The organism is Pseudomonas sp. PARCl1 (assembly GCF_947311875.1).
Classification (GTDB): Bacteria; Pseudomonadota; Gammaproteobacteria; order Pseudomonadales; family Pseudomonadaceae; genus Aquipseudomonas; species Aquipseudomonas juntendi.
The window spans coordinates 104,482-119,915 of sequence record NZ_CAMZMX010000011.1; the positions used below are offsets into that span (position 1 = coordinate 104,482).

The following is a 15,434-nucleotide window of genomic DNA, read 5'->3' on the forward strand; positions in this document are numbered from 1 at the left end:
GCTCCGCCGTCACTTTCCCATGGTTCAACTGCCCGGACGTATCATGCGCAGCCGCCTGTTACAAATTGCTTCCTGCCTGCTGCTGACCGCTGCCACCAGCGCGGCACAGGCCACCGACCTCACCCTGCAGCGCCAGTACTACGACGAAGCCAAGCGCGCGCTGGCCAAGGGCGACAAAGGCCCTTACCTACGCTATGCCCAGGCTCTGAGTGACTACCCGCTGACCCCGTACCTGGCCTACGACGAGCTCACTGCCCGCCTGAAAAGCGCCAGCAACCAGGAAATCGAGGCGTTCCTCGCCAAGCATGGCGACCTGCCCCAGGCCAACTGGATGAAACTGCGCTGGTTGCGCTGGCTGGCCGAACGCGGGGAGTGGGACACCTTCGTCAAGTACTACGACCCCAAGCTCAATTTCACCGAGCTCGATTGCCTCAACGGCCAGTACCAGCTCAGCCATGGCCTGCGTGCCGAAGGCAACGCCACCGCCGAAAAGCTGTGGAACGTGGGCAAGTCGCAACCTGCCGCGTGCGACACACTGTTCGGCATGTGGGCCGCTGAAGGCCAACTGACCGAGAGTAAGCGCTGGCAGCGCATCAAGCTGGCGGCCCAGGCGCGCAATTACAGCCTGGCCAACAGCCTGATCAATGGCCTGACCACCCTCGGCCCGCAAGGCCGGCTGCTGGTCGACGTGGCACAGAAGCCTGAGCTGCTCAACCAGCCATCGCGCTTTGCCCCGGCCAACGAGGCGATGGCCGATGTGGTCAGCCTGGGCCTGCGCCGCCTGGCGCGCCAGGACCCGGAGCGGGCCATGGCGCTGCTGGACGACTACGCCCAGCGCATGCATTTCTCCCGCGACGAAAAGGTGGCCATCGCCCGCGAAATAGGCCTGACCCTGGCCCGCCGCTACGACCCGCGTGCGCTCGACCTGATGACCCGCTACGACCCTGAGCTGCGCGACAACACCGTCAGTGAATGGCGCCTGCGCCTGCTGCTGCGCCTGGGCCGCTGGGAAGACGCCTACGAGCTGACCCGCCGCCTGCCTCAGGACCTGGCCAGCAGCAGCCGCTGGAAGTACTGGCAAGCGCGCAGCCTGGAGCTGGCACAGCCGAACAACCCGCAGATCCCGCTGCTGTACAAGACCGTGGCGCGCGAGCGTGACTTCTATGGTTTCCTCGCCGCCGACCGGGCCAAGACACCGTACCAACTGAACAACAAACCCCTGTTGCTGAGCCCGCAACTGGTGAAGAAAGTACGCAATACACCCGGCATCCAGCGGGCGCTGGAATTCCATGCCCGCGGCCAGATCGTCGAAGGCCGCCGCGAGTGGTACCACGTCAGCCGGCACTTCAACCGCGATGAAATGGTGGCCCAGGCGCGTCTGGGTTATGAATTGCGCTGGTACTTCCCGGCCATCCGCACCATCAGCCAGGCCCAGTACTGGGACGACCTGGACATCCGCTTCCCGATGGCCCACCGCGATACCCTGGTGCGCGAAGCCAATGTGCGCGGCCTGCATTCGAGCTGGGTATTCGCCATTACCCGCCAGGAAAGCGCGTTCATGGAAGACGCACGCTCCCCGGTAGGCGCCAGCGGCCTGATGCAACTGATGCCGGCTACCGCCAAGGAAACGGCCCGCAAGTTCAGCATTCCGCTTGCCTCACCGGCACAAGTGCTCAACCCGGACAAGAACATCCAGCTGGGCGCCGCCTACCTGAGCCAGGTGCATAGCCAGTTCAACGGCAACCGGGTCCTGGCCTCAGCAGCCTACAATGCCGGGCCCGGGCGCGTGCGACAGTGGCTGAGGGGCGCCAAGCACCTGAGTTTCGATGTGTGGGTGGAGTCGATCCCGTTCGACGAAACCCGCCAATACGTGCAGAACGTGCTGTCGTATTCAGTGATCTACGGGCAGAAACTGAATGCACCGCAGCCGCTGGTGGATTGGCATGAGCGGTATTTCGATGACATGTAAAGTTCGCTGAGCCCTTGCCGGCCTGTTCACGGGCACCTGTGAACAGGCCGGTGCCAGCACACAGCTATTCCAGGATTTCCACGCCCATCCCGACCTCAAGCCACCCGCTGCCATCCACCGCCAGGTTCTGCCCGAACAGGATATCGCCATCCTTTTCGCGGAAGGTCCTGAGCGTGGCCATCGGTTCACGGTCTTCACTGCGCTCGCCGGTGGCGGGGTCGATAGTGGTAAAGATGCACCTCACACTCGGTTTGAGCACCCGGAATTCGAGGGTGCCAATGCGGATCCGCTTCCAGCCATCCTCGGCGAAAGGCTCGGCGCCCTGCACCACCAGGTTCGGTCGAAAACGCAGCATCTCCATGGGCCGCCCCACACGGCGGTCAAGCTCGTGAAGCGAGCCCTGGCCGATCAGCAACAAGGGGAAACCATCCGGAAAAGCCGCGCGATCGCTGTTGAAGCCATAACCGTTGGGCAAATAACGGGCACGCTGCTCCGGGCAATGCACCAGGCGCACAGCCTTGCCCAGCCACTCGCTCAGCCAGGCCGCCGCGCCATCGCCGGCGTCTGGCACGCGCAAGGTATCGCGCCAGATCGTCACGCCACGCAGGCCCTCATCGGCAGGTGGCACTGCCACCCTCAGCGAGGCGCGCCCAGGCGCCTGCAACAGCAGCTGGCCGCAGCCGTCATCGTGCGCCGCGATCTGGCCAAGGCGTGGCCAGGCACGTTGGGTCAGGAAGCGTCCGTTTTCTGCCTCGACCACCATCCAGCGCCGGTCACCCTGCAGGCCCAGCAGCCCCACCGGCGAAGCGCGCAGGCTCTGCGCCTGGCACGACTTCACCGGGTATCGGTACAACTCACTCAGAAACATCCCTGCCGCCTCGCGTCTTGGCAAATGCCAAGCTTATACCGGGCAGGCGTGGCGATCACGCGGTGGCCGTATCCAGCAGCAGGCGCTGCTTGACCACGTCGACCAGGCGATCGGGCTGGAACTTGGAAAGGAAGTTGTCGCAACCCACTTTCTTGACCATGGATTCATTGAAACTGCCCGACAGCGATGTGTGCAGCACCACGTAGAGTTGGCGCAGCCGCGCATCGCTACGAATCTCAGTGGTCAGGCGGTAGCCGTCCATTTCCGGCATTTCGGCGTCGGTGAACACCATCAGCAGCTTTTCACACACGTCCTCGCCTGCATCAGCCCAACCCTTGAGCATGCGCAGTGCCTTCAGGCCATCACTGGCCACATGCAGTTTCATGCCCAACTGGGACAAGGTGTCGCGCAACTGCGCCAGGGCCACACTGGAGTCGTCCACCAGCAGCACCTCGCGGCCTTGCGCCCGTGCCAGCACGGGGTCGGCCAGTTTGTCGCCGGAAACCCGGGCGTTGTAAGGCACGATTTCAGCCAGCACCTTTTCCACGTCGATGACCTCGACCAGTTGCTCATCGACCTTGGTGATGGCAGTCAGGTAATGCTGGCGCCCGGCGCTGGACGGCGGCGGCATGATCGACTCCCAGTTCATGTTGACGATGCGGTCGACCCCTCCTACCAGGAAAGCCTGCACCGAGCGGTTGTATTCGGTGACGATGATGGTGCTGTCGGGCGTGGGTTGCAGCGGGCGCATGCCAATGGCCTGGGACAGGTCGATCACCGGCAACGTCTGCCCACGCAGGTTGACCACACCGCAGACGAACGCATGACGCTGGGGCATCAGGGTGAGCTTGGGCAGTTGCAGCACTTCCTGAACCTTGAACACGTTGATCGCGAACAATTGGCGGCCCGCCAGGCGGAACATCAGGATTTCCAGGCGGTTCTCACCTACCAGTTGCGTGCGTTGGTCTACCGTGTCGAGAATGCCAGCCATTGGAAAGCCCCCAGGCTTGAGTCGAAAAAGGTGAATTGATCCTCCCTGTATCGGCGGCTTCCCGCACACCTTGACCCTTGCGGGAAAATGCCGACCCGGCAATTGATATCACTTTACCATCATGCTTTACTGCCGGCACCCCGCTCGAATTCGGCAGCCCGCATCAGGGAAACCCCTAGGGGCAGTCAGGTGGAACCTGATATTCGCGATATCCTTTAGCCATTAATGTGACGCCATTCTCATTGCATGAATGGAGTCAGGCTTTTGCTAGCTATCGTTGCGGCGTGCCCGTCACCTGCGCCTACCCCACGCGCGGGGACCTGATCATGGACACTGCCTTAGCGTTCGATAACGCACTGCAGGGCTTCCTGCTGGATGCCCAGGTACTGCTGACCCAGGCCCAGGAATGCCTGCAGCATCTGGAATTGATCGACAACGATCCAGACGCCTGCCGCTGCCTGGACAGCACCTTGGCCAGCCTCGCCGGGCAGGCCACCCGCCTGGGCGCGCGCGAAGTTGCCCATTACGCCACCGCGCTTCACCAGTTGCTGGCCCCGGCCTGCTACAGCGGCTGCCTGCAGCCAGAGGCATTGCCTGCGATCGAGGCGTGCCTGACCCTGCTGGCCTGGCAACTGGAGTTGCTCGACAGCCGAACCGGGCGGTTGAACCTGGATATCGGCGAGCAACTGGTGCTGCTGGGCGAGCTGGCCAAGGTCGTGCAGCAACCCCTTGCCCCTGCTTGCGCGTCTTGCGATGAAGCAGGCAAAACGTGCGATCACCCGCATGATGTCATGCGCTCCGGCAGCCATGGCAGCCGGCCGTACCGCGCGCATTAACCTGACCAGAAGTGCAACTAACTACATGCACTCAAGCCCTGCGCTGGTCGAACTTGCAAAGTTCGCAAAGTTTCAGGAAGGCCAAGTTGAATCATTACCGCCTTAGTTGCAGCGCGGGTGCGAGCAGCGGGATCCGCGGGTGGCACTTTGCCACCCGGCACCGCCCTGCCAACAGGCGTTTCGGAGCGTCACCCAGCCGCGACCGACACCGTACGAAGTGGTAATATGCGCCCCCACAAACACTTGCAATCACAAAAAAGTTTGCACATCAGGTGCTCGACCAAACAGCGGAAGTACTGCGCCAAAGCCTCTGACCCGCATTGTGCAAGGCCTCTATCAGCAATACTTCAGTGGCTTCCCTATTTATGCTCCCACGCTTGAAATTCTACATGCGTAGCTGCTGCCACGTTGCCCTGCTGCGCTGGCTGACGGTCGGGCTGTGTGTGGCCTCGCTGGTTACCAACCTGATGCTGTACCTGGCCAACCTTGCTATCCCGGCTGGCCTGCTGCTTTTGCAGTTGGCCGCAACGCTGGCCGCCACCCTGCAGTTGGGATTGGGGGCCAGGTCGATCAGCCTGCGGCCGGCTGAACTGGCCGAGCGCATGCTGAAGGTGCAGGAAGACGAGCGGCAACACCTGAGCCGGGAGTTGCACGACGACATTGGCCAATTGCTGACTGCCGCCAAACTGCAACTGCAGTGGCTGAAACGGCGCATGCCGGCCGAGTTGCAGGGCCACTGCGATGCGCTGCACAGCACCCTGGATGACACCCTGGGCACGGTACGCAACGTGTCGAGCCTGCTCAACCCCAGGCAATTGGCGAGTCTTGGGTTGGAAGCCAGCTTGCGCGCGCACTTGGTCCGCACGCTGGGCAGCAGCAGCGTACACTGGAGCCTGGCGTGCAACCAACGCCTGGGCGGCATTGACGATGCAGTGGCCATGGCAGTGTTCCGCATCACCCAGGAAGCAGTCACCAACATGCTGCGCCATGCCCAGGCACACAACCTGGTTGTGCGCCTGCAACGCACCCCTGCCGGGCTGGCGTTGTCGATTCACGACGATGGCCGCGGCTTCGTTCCCGCCCGGCACCCGGCCGAGGCCGGCCAGCGCGGCCTGGCCGGCATGCAGGAGCGGGTAACGGCCTTGCAGGGCAGCCTGCAGATCACCAGCCAGCCTGGCCAGGGTACACGGATAGAAGCGATGTTCCCGTGGCCACCGCGCACCCAGCAACGCGCCAGGAGTACTGTTGCCCATGACCTGTAGATTGCTGCTGGTCGACGACCACTCGCTGATCCGCGCCGGCGTACGTGCGCTGGTTTGCGACATTCCCGGCTACAGCGTGGTCGGTGAGGCCGAGGATGGCAGCCAGTTGCTTGAGCAGGTGCGCGCACTGGCGCCGGACATTGTCCTGCTGGACATTTCCATGCGCTCGACCAGTGGCCTGGACGCCCTGACCCAATTGCGAGCCTGCGGCAGCAACTGCAAGGTGCTGATCCTGTCGATGCACACCGATCCGGACCTGATCATGCGTGCCCTGGAAAGCGGTGCCCACGGTTACCTGCTCAAGGACACCAGTGCCACCGAGCTGGAGCAGGCCCTGGAGGCAGTACGCCACGGCGAGCGCTACCTGAGCCCGGCCATCGCCCACACCGTCATCAACCAGGCGCTGCAGCGCAACAGGCCGGGCGCACAGGGCGGCAGCGACCGGCATAACCTCACGGCGCGCCAGCTGGAGATCCTGCGCCTGATCGTGCGCGGCAAGTCGACCCGGGAAATTGCCACTGGCCTTGGCCTGTCGATCAAGACCGTGGAAACCCACCGCTCGCAAATCATGAAGCGCCTGCAAATTCATGACGTGGCTGGCCTGGTACTGTTTGCCGTGCGCGAAAAGATCATCAGCCTGGACGACTGAGCAGCGGCGACCCGGCAGGCAGGTGCAGGCGCAACGCTGCGGGCCGGGCTTCGAAACGCAAGTTGGTAGTCTGCAAGGGCTCGCCATCGAGGTTGAGGTCCAGGCCCTGAGCACTCTTGATCTCGACCCAGGGCAACCTGGCACGGACGAACAGGCCATCACCGGCCAGCAGGTCACGCAACGTGCCCAGCATTTCCTGTGGGGCAGGCAACACGGCGATATCGAGCAAGCCATCATCGACTACCGCATCCGGGCACAGCTCCTGCCCGCCTCCCGCCTGGCGGCCATTGCCGATACCCAGTGCCAGCAGATCCCCTTGCCAGTGGAAATCCGGCCCTTGCAGCTCGACCGAGGCCGCCTGCAGTTCGCTGAAGCGTGTGAGGCCGGTGAACAGATAGGCCGCGGCGCCCAGGACCTTCTTCAGGTCTTCGGACGTATTGGCCGTGACCTGACTACCGAACCCGCCGGTGGCCATGTTGAGGAACAGCTGGTCGCCGGCCTGGCCCAGGTCTATGGGCTGTGCCGCCTCATTCAACAAGGCCAGCGCAGCGGCAGGCTCCAGCGGAATGCCGGCAGCCTTGGCAAAATCGTTGGCGGTGCCCAACGGCAGCAATACCAGGCTGGCATCGGTCCCGGCCTGCCCCATGGCCTCGGCCACATCGCGCAGGGTCCCGTCGCCGCCACCGGCGACAATGTGGCTGTAACCTGCCGCCAGCGCCTCGGTCACCAGGCGCTGGGCATCGCCCGCCTCCCAGGTGACCCGCACATCCAGCACCCAGCCACTGTCGCGCATGTCGTGCACGGCATCGCGCAGTTCGTCGTTCATCGCCTGCTTGCCGTGCAGGACCAGCATTGCCTTGCGCGCTTGCATAGGCGCATCTCCCTGAGGTTGACCAACCCTATCTCGACCACATGCACGCGTGGATCGTTGCATGCCGCGTTCAAAAACAGCCAGCGGCGTGTCGCGCGTGGCAGGCGGTGTTCCCAGCAGCAGCGCCGGCTCGGCTGGTAGTGAAGATAATGGCATTTTTTCCACAGCCGACAATGCCCGGCTATGCTGAGTCGAGACACTTTTGACAGGTTTTTGACCCTACAAGCGAATGAGCACAGGCGAGTCAGCATTTTGACTGTAAAATGCCCTGGCTTGCCCGCCACGGACGTTCCTCCCGGCCCTCACCTGCAACCGGCCGACAGGTGCGTCTTGCCCTCTGCAGCCGTCAGCGAGGACCACGGTCATGCGTATTCTCTGGACACTGCCTTACCTGCCTTGGCCGACCACCAGTGGCTGCAAGACTCGCCAATACCACCTGATCCGGGCACTGGCCCAGCGCGGCCACCGCATCACCTTGTTGGTGCAATCGAAGATACCCCTCAGCGACGCCGCACGCGAGGCGCTCGAACCGTACCTCGAACGGCTGATAGTCCTGCCGCGCAGGCCGCTGCATAGCCCGCTGAACCTGCTGGCCTCGCCGATCATCGACTACCCCATGCGGGCGATCATCAACGGCCTTTGCGCAGCGTTGCGGCACCGCTTCGAGCAGTTGCTGGAGGAACCTTGGGACGTGATCCAGATCGAGCACAGCTATAGCTTCCAGCCGTTCGAGAAGGCCCTGCAGGCCCGCGGCCTGCCCTTCATGCTCAGCGAACACAACCTGGAGTCGGTTACCGGCAGCGCCTGCCATGACCGCCTGCCGTTATGGCTACGCCCGCTCAATGCCTTCGACCGCTGGCGCTACCGGCGCTGGGAACAGCGCGTGCTGGGCCAGCCCACCGAGCTGGTAGCCGTCAGCGCTCACGACGCCGAGCTGATCGGGCAGATCAGCAGGCGCCCGGTGAATGTGGTGGTCAATGGCGTGGAATGTGATTTCTACCAGCAGGTGCAGCCGGCGCTGCACAGCCAGCGCCTGCTGTTTGTCGGCAATTTTGAATACGGCGCCAACCTGGAAGCCATCGAGTGGGCGCTGGAAGACATCATGCCGCAGGTGTGGCTGAGCAACCCGGCCGTGCGCCTGGCGATTGCCGGGCATGCGATGCCGGCCAGCTGGAAGCTGCACTGGAATGACCCGCGGATCGAATGGCTCGGCTATCGCCCCGATCTGCGTGAACTGCAAAGCCGCTCAGCCCTGTTTTTTGCGCCGCTGCGCTATGCCGGTGGCTCGAAGGTGAAAATCCTTGAAGCAATGGCTGCCGGCCTGCCGATCATCAGTACCGGCAAGGGCGTTTCCGGCCTGGCGGTGAACAACGGCGAGCATTACCTGGGCAGCGATGACAGTGATCAACTGGCCCTGCTGATCACCCAGTTGCTCAACCAGCCCTGGCGCATGAGCCAGTTGAGCGCGGCCGGGCGCCAGTTCGCCCGCCAGCGCCACGACTGGAGCGTGGCGGCTCATCAACTGGAAACCGTGCACATGCGCCTGACCCAGGCAGCACCGGTGCCAGGGCCACTGGCCGATGCCTGGCTGGGGCGTTCAGCCAAGTAGTTCGCTGAAGGGAATGAATGGCACGCTGTCACCCGTTTTCGGCGTGCTGCCTTCGCGCACCTCCACCAGCCCGTCGGCCCAGGCTGCGCTGCGCAGCACACCCGAACTCTGGTTCTTGTAGATGCGCACCTGGCCGTCCTCGATGCGCGCACGCAAGTATTCGCGGCGGCTACCGGGTTTGGGCCAGTCAAACCCCGCCGGCATGTCGAAGCGCAGCGGCGTGACATTGCCCACCCCTTGGCGCCGCAGCAGATAGGGCCGGGTCAGCAGGCCAAAGGTGACCAGGGTCGAGGCCGGATTACCCGGCAGGCCGATCACCGGCACGCCCTGGTAATGGCCGAAGGTCAGCGGCTTGCCCGGCTTGATCGCCAGCTTCCACAGCGCCAGCTCGCCCGCTTCGCGCAGTGCCGCCCCGAGGTAGTCGGCCTCGCCCACCGACACGCCGCCAGTGGACAGGATCAGGTCGACGTGGCCCAGTCCGGCCAGGCAGGCGCGGGTCTGCGCCAGGTCATCCGGCAGGATGCCGGCATCGACCACCTCGCACCCCAGGCGCTGCAACCAACTGACCAATAGCCGACGATTGCTGTTGTAGATTTGCCCGGGCCCCAACGGCAGCCCGGGCTCGACCAGTTCGTCGCCGGTGGACAGTACCGCCACTTTGACCTTGCGTACCACCTCGAGCCGGGCGTGGCCCAAGGTCGCCGCCAGGCCCAGTTCGATCGGCCCCAGGCGCGTGCCGGCGTTCATCACCTGCTCGCCCTTGCGGGTTTCCTGGCCCTGCGGGCGAATGTTCTGCCCGGCGCGCAGCGCCTCGACGAAACGTACCCGGCCATCCTCCAGCACCTGGGTGTTTTCCTGCATCTCGACGCAATCGGCACCTGCCGGCACCGGGGCGCCGGTAAAGATGCGGGCACAGGTGCCCGGCTGCAGAGGCTGTGGCGCATGGCCGGCGAAGATGCGCTGGCTGACGGGCAACGGCTGGCCCTGCCAGTCGGCCAGGCGCAGGGCATAGCCGTCCATGGCACTGTTCGGCCAGGGCGGCAGGTCGAGCGAGGCCACCAGGTCGGTCGCCAGTACCCGGCCTTCGGCTTCGGCCAGGGGCAGGCTTTCAGTTTCCTGAATCGGTGCCGACTCGGCCAATGCCAGCAATTGTTCCAGGGCTTGCTCTACCGGCATCAGCGGCCGTGGCTGACTGACCTCAGCCACGGCTGTCACAGGCCATTGCCTGCTTCAGGTGCGGGACAAAGTTGCACGGCCGATGGCGGGCGTCGAGTTGCTCGGCAAGAATGCCGTCCCAACCGGTGCGCACGGCATTGGTCGAGCCCGGCAGGCAGCACACCAGGGTGCCATTGGCCAGGCCGGCCAAGGCCCGCGACTGCACCGTGGACGTACCGATATCCGGCACGGAGATCTGCCGGAACAACTCGCCAAAGCCATCGACCTGCTTGTCCAGCAGACAGGCCACCGCCTCCGGCGTGCTGTCGCGGCCGGTAAAGCCAGTGCCGCCGGTAATCAGCACCACCTGCACGCGCTCGTCGGCGATCCAGGTGGCAACCTGTGCACGGATCTTGTACAGGTCGTCCTTGAGCAATACCCGCTCTGCCAGGTGATGGCCGGCCTCGCTCAACCGGTCGACGAACATCTGGCCAGAGGTATCGGTGTCGGGCGTGCGGGTGTCGCTAACGGTGAGCACCGCGATATTCAGCGGCACAAAGGGGGTATCTGCCTTGGCTTTCATGGGGGTCCGTCACAACAGGATAGGTTGGCCGCAGTTATATCACAGCGCACATTTACCGGGTTGCGCCCAACAAACTTGCCCTGGATCAACCGCGCAGATTTATCGCTATGATGCACTTGCAGTGAACTTGCACTAAAGTCCTGCGTCATAAATGTCATCTAGCACCATCGCACTTGGAGAACCACGATGATCAAACGGACCCTACCCGCCTTCCTGCTCGCTTTGGGCCTGGGCACCCTTGCCGGCTGCTCCACCCCAACCGTCATCACCCTGAACGATGGCCGAGAAATCCAGGCGACGGATAAACCGTCCTACGACGAAGACTCCGGCTTCTACGAATTCGAGCAGCTGGACGGCAAGCGCACCCGCCTGAACAAGGACCAGATCCGCACCGTGAAAGAGCTTTAACCGCGGCGCGTTTTCAGCAAAGCCCCTTTGCACAGCAGGGGCTTGCGAGCAAAAACACGATGCAGTAGGATTTTGTTCATCGGAGTGTAGCGCAGCCAGGTAGCGCGTCTCGTTCGGGACGAGAAGGCCGCAGGTTCGAATCCTGTCTCTCCGACCAGATCCTCCAGAAGCCCGCTGATGCGGGCTTTTTTGTGCCTGGAAACTGCCACCAACGGTAGCGTTGAAAACCGATAGCCACCCCTGCGCTGCCCCCGTCACCCCTGTGTCAGGCACTGGTGAACTGCAAGGCCGCCAGCCGGGCATACAGCGGGCTTTGCTCGATCAATTGGCGATGAGTGCCCACCGCCACCAAGCGCCCCTGGTCGATGACCGCGATGCGCTCGGCGTGCTGGACCGTGGCCAGCCGATGGGCGATGACCAGCGTGGTACGCCCGGCCATCAGGCGGGGCAGTGCTTGCTGGATCAGGTGTTCGCTTTGCGCGTCGAGGGCGCTGGTGGCTTCGTCCAGCAACAGGATCGGCGCGTCCACCAGTAGCGCCCGGGCAATCGCCAGGCGCTGGCGCTGGCCGCCGGAAAGCCCGATGCCACCCTCCCCCAGCGGTGTCTGGTAGCCCTGAGGTAACTGCCGAATAAACTCATCGGCATGGGCGCCGCGGGCTGCGGCTTCGACCTCGGCCTGGCTCGCCTCGGGGCGGCCATAGCGGATATTGGCTTCCACCGTGCCACGGAACAGCGAAGGGTTCTGTGCAACCAGGGCAAACTGCCGTCGCAGCTGGTCAGGGTCGAATTCTGTCAGCGGCTGGCCGTCGAGCAGGATGCGCCCTTGCTGGGGGTCGTAAAACCGCAGCAACAGATCGAACAAGGTCGACTTGCCGGCCCCTGATGGGCCGACCAGGGCCACGGTCTGGCCAGGCTCGATGACCAGGCTCAGGCCAGCTACCGCTGCCACGGTGGGCCGTGACGGGTAGGCGAACACCAGTTCCTGCAACTCGATGTGCCCGCGGGCCCTATGCCCCGGCAGGCCCGAGGCGGCACAGCCCGGCAGGATTGCGCTGCGTGCGGCCAGCAGTTCGGCGATGCGCTCGGCAGCACCGGCGGCGCGCTGCAGTTCGCCGATCACTTCACTGAGGGTGCCGAAGGCGCTGCCGACGATCAGGCTGTAGAACACGAAGGCGGCCAGTTCGCCGGCGGATATGCGCCCGGCGATCACATCCATGCCGCCCACCCACAGCATCACCCCAACCGCCCCCAGCACCAAGACGATCACCAGAGTGATCAGCCAGGCCCGCTGGGCAATGCGCTTGCGCGCCACGGTGAATGCCGCCTCGACCGTGTCGGCAAAAAGTGCGCGGTCATGTGCCTGATGGTTGTAGGCCTGCACAGTCTTGATCTGCCCCAGCGTCTCGGCCACGTAGCTGCCTACATCGGCGACCCGGTCCTGGCTCTGCCGCGACAGCCTGCGTACGCGGCGACCAAACAGCAGGATGGGCGCCAACACCAGCGGCAGGGTCACCACCACGATGCTGGTGAGCTTGGGGTTGGTAATGAACAGCAGCACCACACCGCCCAGCACCATCAATGCATTGCGCAGGAACATCGACAGCGACGAACCGATGACCGATTGCAGCAGCGTGGTGTCTGCTGTCAGCCGCGACTGGATCTCGGCGCTGCGGTTATCCTCGAAAAAGCCGGGGTGCAGGCCGATCAGGTGGTTGAACACCGCCCGCCGCATGTCGGCCACGCAGCGCTCGCCAATCCAGGACACCAGGTAGAAACGGCTGAACGTACCCACCGCCAAGGCCAGTACCAGCAGCAGGAACAGCCCGATGGTCTGGTTGAGCTGGTGCGCGGAACGGGTCATGAAACCCTGGTCGACCAGCAGCCGGATGCCTTGGCCCATCGACAAGGTGATGCCCGCAGTGACTACCAGTGCCAGCAAGGCCAGCAGAACCTGCCGGCGATAGGGGCGAACGAACTGCCAGGCCAGGCGTAATGCCCGGCGTGGTTGCGGGGAAACCGATTCGGACATGGCGACGATCACTATGGCTGGCGAAGGCCCAGACTACCACTCATCAGGGCTGGGGAACGCGGGCAGGTGGCTATAGCCTATCGATCTAACCAGGGTATGGAGCTTTGCCAGCGTTTCTGTTGGACTGGTATTGCCGTGACGAGCCTGTCGTCACAGGCCAGTCACGGTGCAGGACTACCCTGAGTTCACCTGATGAGGAGACCATGCATGAGCTTGCAGCCTACCAGCGACAACCAGCAGCCCCGGCCGAACCAGCAACCCCAGGTATGCGGTTCGATCATTGATGCCCAGGGGCGCGAAGTACCGATCACCGAGCAGATGATCCAGCAGGCTTGCAAGGCCCTGGAACAGAGCCGGGTCGAGCGCGTACGCAAAGGTTGAGCGGCGAATTTCTTGCAACCCGGCGCCCGCGTCGGGTTTTTATTTGCCCTGAGTTCTGCACTGGCCTCTTACGGCCAGGCCCGGCTGGGCGCTCTCACCCGGGCGAATGGCCGTGCAGCGGCCGGCACGCCGTCAGACCAATACGCCACCCAGCGCACTGACCAGTTGCGCCAACTGCGGCGCCTCGCCACGCAGGCGCACCGCCAGCCCCTCGATTTCGCGTCGCGCTGGGTACTGCTTGCGCAACTGGTCGAACGCGGCACGCTGTTGTTGTGGGTCGTCGCTCAGGCTGCGGCGGAAGTCGGCATCGTCACGGCGCGGGTCGTACACGGCGCGGCACAGGGTGGCCAGGGCCCAGGCCGGGTCGGCGCTGGCATCCAGCTCGATTTGCGCCAGCGGCGGGCGCGGCAGCAGGTCAGCCAGTTGCACCTGCTCATCCACCCCGAGGAAGCGGCACAGGGCCTGGTAGATCTGCGCGGTGCCACGCTGGCGGCCGTCGAGGCTGTAACCGGCAATATGCGGTGACGCCAGGGTACACAGGTCGGCCAGTTGCAGGTCGACTTGCGGCTCGCCTTCCCATACGTCCAGCACGGCATGGATGTCGTCGCGCTGCAGCAGCAGCTCGCGCAGGGCGGCGTTGTCCACCACCGGCCCACGGCTGGCGTTGACCAGCCAGGCACCCGGGCGCAATTGTGCCAATTGCGCCTGGCCCAGCAAGTGCCAGGTGGGGTAGCCGCCGCTACGCTGCAACGGGGTATGCAGGCTGATCACATCACACTGCTGGACAATGGTTTCCAGGCTGACGTAGTCACCGCCTTCAGCGGCCTGGCGCAGCGGGTCGCACACCAGCACCTTCCAGCCCAGGCCGCGCAGCACACGTACCAGCCGCCCGCCGACCTCACCTGCACCGACCACGCCGTAGACCCGTTCTGGCAGCGCAACGCCATCCAGTTCGGCCAGGGTCAGCAGGCTGCCCAGCACGTAATCGACCACGCCGCGGGCATTGCAGCCTGGCGCGCTGCTCCAGCGAATGCCGGCTTCGGCTAAATAGTCCAGGTCGAGGTGATCGGTACCGATGGTGCAGGTACCGACGAAGCGTACCCGGCTGCCTTCGAGCAATGTGCGGTCAACCTTGGTCACCGAGCGTACCAGCAGGATATCGGCGTCCTTGACGCTGGCGGCATCGAGGCTTCGGCCGGGGTAGCGGCGAATTTCCCCGAAGCCTTGGAAGAAGGCATCGAGCAGCGGGATGTTTTCGTCGGCAACTATCAGCATGGCGCTCTCCTGTCTGGGGAGCGCAGTGTAGGCGCATCGCCAGGTGGCTTGCACAGGGTTTCAGTCGGCTTTTTTGCGAATCCAGTAAAGGAAGGTGCCGGCGTCCTCCTGCTGTTGCACGAGTTCGTGGCCGAGGAAGTTGCAGAACTTGGGAATGTCGCGGCGGGTGGACGGGTCGGTGGCGATGACCTTGAGCAGGCCGCCGGCGGCCAGGTTGCGTACGTGCTGGTGCAGCATCATCACCGGCTCCGGGCAGTTCAGGCCGGTGGCATCGAGGATGGCGTCGGGGGTGAAATCGGTCATGGGGGGCTCCGAAAATGATCGCTATTGTCGCGCATCACGCGGCGGGGTCCAAGCGCGGCTTTGCAGGCCATACGTCCGGACGGGCGTTGCCCAGGCCCTTTGCGCCCCTACGGCGGGTCAGAGGCTTCGCGCCGTCTACCAACCCCCGCACGGCTTCTGATCTGGCTGTTGATCTTGATCTTGATCTTGATCTTGATCTTCGCGACTTCAGGAGGCCGAGCGGAGGGCATGCGGAGGGAGGTGAC

At 64.1% G+C, this 15,434-nt stretch carries 15 protein-coding genes and 1 tRNA gene; 8 read left to right on the forward strand and 8 right to left on the reverse strand.

Annotation, left to right across the window (positions count from 1 at the left end):
- Window positions 1-43: 43 nt before the first annotated feature.
- Window positions 44-1,969, forward strand: a complete 1,926-nt coding sequence (locus QME24_RS08865; protein WP_054904161.1) for a transglycosylase SLT domain-containing protein — start codon at window positions 44-46, stop codon at window positions 1,967-1,969.
- A 64-nt stretch (window positions 1,970-2,033) separates the two neighbouring features.
- Here the strand turns inward: QME24_RS08865 and QME24_RS08870 are convergent, their stop codons facing one another.
- Both QME24_RS08870 and QME24_RS08875 read right to left on the reverse strand, forming a co-directional pair.
- Entirely contained in the window at window positions 2,034-2,837 is an 804-nt protein-coding gene (locus QME24_RS08870; RefSeq protein WP_054904160.1) for an MOSC domain-containing protein, read from the reverse strand.
- 55 nt (window positions 2,838-2,892) lie between these two features.
- On the reverse strand, window positions 2,893-3,828 hold the full coding sequence (locus tag QME24_RS08875) for a chemotaxis protein CheV (protein ID WP_192439809.1): 936 nt from the start codon (window positions 3,826-3,828) through the stop codon (window positions 2,893-2,895).
- A 326-nt stretch (window positions 3,829-4,154) separates the two neighbouring features.
- Here QME24_RS08875 and QME24_RS08880 point away from each other — a divergent pair, with 326 nt between their 5' ends.
- The 3 genes from QME24_RS08880 to QME24_RS08890 all read left to right on the forward strand — a co-directional run bounded on the left by QME24_RS08880 (window position 4,155) and on the right by QME24_RS08890 (window position 6,575).
- A complete protein-coding gene (locus QME24_RS08880) occupies window positions 4,155-4,664 on the forward strand; it encodes a hypothetical protein (protein ID WP_054904197.1) in 510 nt (169 codons plus the stop codon).
- Between the two features lie 365 nt (window positions 4,665-5,029).
- Entirely contained in the window at window positions 5,030-5,926 is an 897-nt protein-coding gene (locus tag QME24_RS08885; protein WP_280091263.1) for a histidine kinase, read from the forward strand.
- Window positions 5,916-6,575 carry a response regulator transcription factor gene (locus QME24_RS08890; RefSeq protein WP_054904157.1) on the forward strand — a complete coding sequence of 220 codons (660 nt, stop codon included), beginning with the start codon at window positions 5,916-5,918 and terminating at the stop codon, window positions 6,573-6,575. The genes QME24_RS08885 and QME24_RS08890 overlap by 11 nt, the downstream gene beginning before the upstream one ends.
- On the opposite strand, the gene yegS is transcribed toward QME24_RS08890, so the two are convergent.
- Window positions 6,559-7,446, reverse strand: a complete 888-nt coding sequence (yegS, locus tag QME24_RS08895) for a lipid kinase YegS (protein WP_054904156.1) — start codon at window positions 7,444-7,446, stop codon at window positions 6,559-6,561. The two genes, QME24_RS08890 and yegS, sit on opposite strands and share 17 nt — an antisense overlap.
- Before the next feature lie 364 nt (window positions 7,447-7,810).
- Between yegS and QME24_RS08900 the strand changes: the two genes are divergently transcribed.
- Window positions 7,811-9,055 carry a glycosyltransferase family 4 protein gene (locus QME24_RS08900; RefSeq protein WP_054904155.1) on the forward strand — a complete coding sequence of 415 codons (1,245 nt, stop codon included), beginning with the start codon at window positions 7,811-7,813 and terminating at the stop codon, window positions 9,053-9,055.
- Here QME24_RS08900 and glp read toward each other — a convergent pair.
- On the reverse strand, window positions 9,044-10,270 hold the full coding sequence (glp, locus tag QME24_RS08905; protein ID WP_054904154.1) for a gephyrin-like molybdotransferase Glp: 1,227 nt from the start codon (window positions 10,268-10,270) through the stop codon (window positions 9,044-9,046). The two genes, QME24_RS08900 and glp, sit on opposite strands and share 12 nt — an antisense overlap.
- Window positions 10,254-10,793 (reverse strand): molybdenum cofactor biosynthesis protein B, encoded by a 540-nt coding sequence (moaB, locus tag QME24_RS08910; protein ID WP_009686260.1) that lies wholly within the window; start codon window positions 10,791-10,793, stop codon window positions 10,254-10,256. Before moaB ends, glp begins: the two co-directional genes overlap by 17 nt.
- Before the next feature lie 186 nt (window positions 10,794-10,979).
- Here moaB and QME24_RS08915 point away from each other — a divergent pair, with 186 nt between their 5' ends.
- Window positions 10,980-11,201 (forward strand): YgdI/YgdR family lipoprotein, encoded by a 222-nt coding sequence (locus QME24_RS08915; RefSeq protein ID WP_009686259.1) that lies wholly within the window; start codon window positions 10,980-10,982, stop codon window positions 11,199-11,201.
- An 80-nt stretch (window positions 11,202-11,281) separates the two neighbouring features.
- A tRNA-Pro gene (locus QME24_RS08920) sits at window positions 11,282-11,358 on the forward strand.
- 108 nt (window positions 11,359-11,466) lie between these two features.
- On the opposite strand, the gene QME24_RS08925 is transcribed toward QME24_RS08920, so the two are convergent.
- Complete coding sequence (locus QME24_RS08925) at window positions 11,467-13,230, reverse strand: ABC transporter transmembrane domain-containing protein (protein WP_054904153.1); 1,764 nt, start codon at window positions 13,228-13,230, stop codon at window positions 11,467-11,469.
- Between the two features lie 207 nt (window positions 13,231-13,437).
- Here QME24_RS08925 and QME24_RS08930 point away from each other — a divergent pair, with 207 nt between their 5' ends.
- Entirely contained in the window at window positions 13,438-13,611 is a 174-nt protein-coding gene (locus QME24_RS08930; protein WP_009686257.1) for a PA1571 family protein, read from the forward strand.
- 132 nt (window positions 13,612-13,743) lie between these two features.
- On the opposite strand, the gene pdxB is transcribed toward QME24_RS08930, so the two are convergent.
- Window positions 13,744-14,886, reverse strand: coding sequence for a 4-phosphoerythronate dehydrogenase PdxB (gene pdxB / locus QME24_RS08935; protein WP_192439806.1), 1,143 nt, complete (start codon window positions 14,884-14,886; stop codon window positions 13,744-13,746).
- Between the two features lie 60 nt (window positions 14,887-14,946).
- Window positions 14,947-15,189 carry a sulfurtransferase TusA gene (tusA, locus tag QME24_RS08940; protein ID WP_009686255.1) on the reverse strand — a complete coding sequence of 81 codons (243 nt, stop codon included), beginning with the start codon at window positions 15,187-15,189 and terminating at the stop codon, window positions 14,947-14,949.
- Window positions 15,190-15,434 lie beyond the last annotated feature (245 nt).

Excerpts from the sequence above, each read along its gene's own strand:
- QME24_RS08915 (WP_009686259.1), top strand. The coding sequence starts at position 10,980 with ATGATCAAACGGACCCTACCCGCCTTCCTGCTCGCTTTGGGCCTGGGC.
- QME24_RS08925 (WP_054904153.1), bottom strand. The coding sequence starts at position 13,230 with ATGTCCGAATCGGTTTCCCCGCAACCACGCCGGGCATTACGCCTGGCC.
- tusA (WP_009686255.1), bottom strand. The coding sequence starts at position 15,189 with ATGACCGATTTCACCCCCGACGCCATCCTCGATGCCACCGGCCTGAAC.
- yegS (WP_054904156.1), bottom strand. The coding sequence starts at position 7,446 with ATGCAAGCGCGCAAGGCAATGCTGGTCCTGCACGGCAAGCAGGCGATG.
- pdxB (WP_192439806.1), bottom strand. The coding sequence starts at position 14,886 with ATGCTGATAGTTGCCGACGAAAACATCCCGCTGCTCGATGCCTTCTTC.
- QME24_RS08865 (WP_054904161.1), top strand. The coding sequence starts at position 44 with ATGCGCAGCCGCCTGTTACAAATTGCTTCCTGCCTGCTGCTGACCGCT.
- QME24_RS08890 (WP_054904157.1), top strand. The coding sequence starts at position 5,916 with ATGACCTGTAGATTGCTGCTGGTCGACGACCACTCGCTGATCCGCGCC.
- QME24_RS08880 (WP_054904197.1), top strand. The coding sequence starts at position 4,155 with ATGGACACTGCCTTAGCGTTCGATAACGCACTGCAGGGCTTCCTGCTG.
- QME24_RS08885 (WP_280091263.1), top strand. The coding sequence starts at position 5,030 with ATGCTCCCACGCTTGAAATTCTACATGCGTAGCTGCTGCCACGTTGCC.
- QME24_RS08900 (WP_054904155.1), top strand. The coding sequence starts at position 7,811 with ATGCGTATTCTCTGGACACTGCCTTACCTGCCTTGGCCGACCACCAGT.
- QME24_RS08875 (WP_192439809.1), bottom strand. The coding sequence starts at position 3,828 with ATGGCTGGCATTCTCGACACGGTAGACCAACGCACGCAACTGGTAGGT.
- moaB (WP_009686260.1), bottom strand. The coding sequence starts at position 10,793 with ATGAAAGCCAAGGCAGATACCCCCTTTGTGCCGCTGAATATCGCGGTG.
- QME24_RS08930 (WP_009686257.1), top strand. The coding sequence starts at position 13,438 with ATGAGCTTGCAGCCTACCAGCGACAACCAGCAGCCCCGGCCGAACCAG.
- QME24_RS08870 (WP_054904160.1), bottom strand. The coding sequence starts at position 2,837 with ATGTTTCTGAGTGAGTTGTACCGATACCCGGTGAAGTCGTGCCAGGCG.